This is a genomic window from Enterococcus hulanensis (assembly GCF_005405485.1).
Classification (GTDB): domain Bacteria; phylum Bacillota; class Bacilli; order Lactobacillales; family Enterococcaceae; genus Enterococcus_A; species Enterococcus_A hulanensis.
This window is the reverse complement of the sequence record NZ_BJED01000043.1, coordinates 1-2,500: the sequence shown is the minus strand read 5'-3', so window position 1 is coordinate 2,500 and position 2,500 is coordinate 1. Positions and strand designations below refer to the sequence as shown.

At 50.3% G+C, this 2,500-nt stretch carries 2 rRNA genes (1 of these 2 cut by a window edge); both read right to left on the bottom strand.

The features are described from left to right. Positions 1-686: ribosomal RNA gene (locus FFR60_RS22735) — 23S ribosomal RNA — on the bottom strand; it reaches 2,228 nt to the left of the window's first position. 240 nt (positions 687-926) lie between these two features. Then, positions 927-2,485 (bottom strand): 16S ribosomal RNA (locus tag FFR60_RS22730). The 16S and 23S rRNA genes sit together here, the layout of an rRNA operon. Positions 2,486-2,500 lie beyond the last annotated feature (15 nt).

Below are 2,500 nucleotides of genomic sequence, written 5' to 3'. Positions count from 1 at the left end.
CCTATTCAGACTCGCTTTCGCTGCGGCTCCGTCTTTTCAACTTAACCTCGCAAGTAATCGTAACTCGCCGGTTCATTCTACAAAAGGCACGCTATCACCCATTAACGGGCTCTAACTTGTTGTAGGCACACGGTTTCAGGATCTATTTCACTCCCCTTCCGGGGTGCTTTTCACCTTTCCCTCACGGTACTGGTTCACTATCGGTCACTAGGGAGTATTTAGCCTTGGGAGATGGTCCTCCCGGATTCCGACGGAATTCCTCGTGTTCCGCCGTACTCAGGATCCTCCTAGGTGCCAGTCAAATTTTGTCTACGGGGCTTTTACCCTTTCTAGCAGACCTTTCCAGGTCCTTCGACTATCTCACTGAACTACCATATCGGAGTCCTACAACCCCAAGAGGCAAGCCTCTTGGTTTGGGCTTTTCCCGTTTCGCTCGCCGCTACTCAGGGAATCGAATTTTCTTTCTCTTCCTGCAGGTACTTAGATGTTTCAGTTCTCTGCGTCTACCTCTAATCAGCTATGTATTCACTGAAAAGTAACATCCTATAAAAGATGCTGGGTTTCCCCATTCGGAAATCTCCGGATCAAAGCTTACTTACAGCTCCCCGAAGCATATCGGTGTTAGTCCCGTCCTTCATCGGCTCCTAGTGCCAAGGCATCCACCGTGCGCCCTTATTCACTTAACCTTATCCTAACTTGCGTTAGGGGTTTGATTGTTTCATCTAGCGATAGACTTCCCAATCAGAAAAAAATAAGCAATTGAACTTATAAAAAACTCATTCAACGCGGTGTTCTCGGTTTGTTTAATTTGTTTCTGTATCCAGTTTTCAATGAACGATCTGAGAGTAAACCTCTCAAAACTGAACGAATAAAAGCAAGCCTGTGTAGTTTCCGTAACGTTCATCTAAGATGAACTGATTCCTTAGAAAGGAGGTGATCCAGCCGCACCTTCCGATACGGCTACCTTGTTACGACTTCACCCCAATCATCTATCCCACCTTAGGCGGCTGGCTCCAAAAGGTTACCTCACCGACTTCGGGTGTTACAAACTCTCGTGGTGTGACGGGCGGTGTGTACAAGGCCCGGGAACGTATTCACCGCGGCGTGCTGATCCGCGATTACTAGCGATTCCGGCTTCATGTAGGCGAGTTGCAGCCTACAATCCGAACTGAGAGAAGCTTTAAGAGATTAGCTTAGCCTCGCGACTTCGCGACTCGTTGTACTTCCCATTGTAGCACGTGTGTAGCCCAGGTCATAAGGGGCATGATGATTTGACGTCATCCCCACCTTCCTCCGGTTTGTCACCGGCAGTCTCGCTAGAGTGCCCAACTAAATGATGGCAACTAACAATAAGGGTTGCGCTCGTTGCGGGACTTAACCCAACATCTCACGACACGAGCTGACGACAACCATGCACCACCTGTCACTTTGCCCCCGAAGGGGAAGCTCTATCTCTAGAGTGGTCAAAGGATGTCAAGACCTGGTAAGGTTCTTCGCGTTGCTTCGAATTAAACCACATGCTCCACCGCTTGTGCGGGCCCCCGTCAATTCCTTTGAGTTTCAACCTTGCGGTCGTACTCCCCAGGCGGAGTGCTTAATGCGTTAGCTGCAGCACTGAAGGGCGGAAACCCTCCAACACTTAGCACTCATCGTTTACGGCGTGGACTACCAGGGTATCTAATCCTGTTTGCTCCCCACGCTTTCGAGCCTCAGCGTCAGTTACAGACCAGAGAGCCGCCTTCGCCACTGGTGTTCCTCCATATATCTACGCATTTCACCGCTACACATGGAATTCCACTCTCCTCTTCTGCACTCAAGTTTCCCAGTTTCCAATGACCCTCCCCGGTTGAGCCGGGGGCTTTCACATCAGACTTAAGAAACCGCCTGCGCTCGCTTTACGCCCAATAAATCCGGACAACGCTTGCCACCTACGTATTACCGCGGCTGCTGGCACGTAGTTAGCCGTGGCTTTCTGGTTAGATACCGTCAAGGGATGAACATTCTACTCTCATCCTTGTTCTTCTCTAACAACAGAGTTTTACGATCCGAAAACCTTCTTCACTCACGCGGCGTTGCTCGGTCAGACTTTCGTCCATTGCCGAAGATTCCCTACTGCTGCCTCCCGTAGGAGTTTGGGCCGTGTCTCAGTCCCAATGTGGCCGATCACCCTCTCAGGTCGGCTATGCATCGTTGCCTTGGTGAGCCGTTACCTCACCAACTAGCTAATGCACCGCGGGTCCATCCATCAGTGACGCAAAAGCGCCTTTCAAACCGAAACCATGCGGTTTCGATTGTTATACGGTATTAGCACCTGTTTCCAAGTGTTATCCCCTTCTGATGGGCAGGTTACCCACGTGTTACTCACCCGTTCGCCACTCCTTTTCTTTCGGTGGAGCAAGCTCCGGTGAAAGAAAAAGCGTTCGACTTGCATGTATTAGGCACGCCGCCAGCGTTCGTCCTGAGCCAGGATCAAACTCTCATATAAAGTGTTTGAAACAGT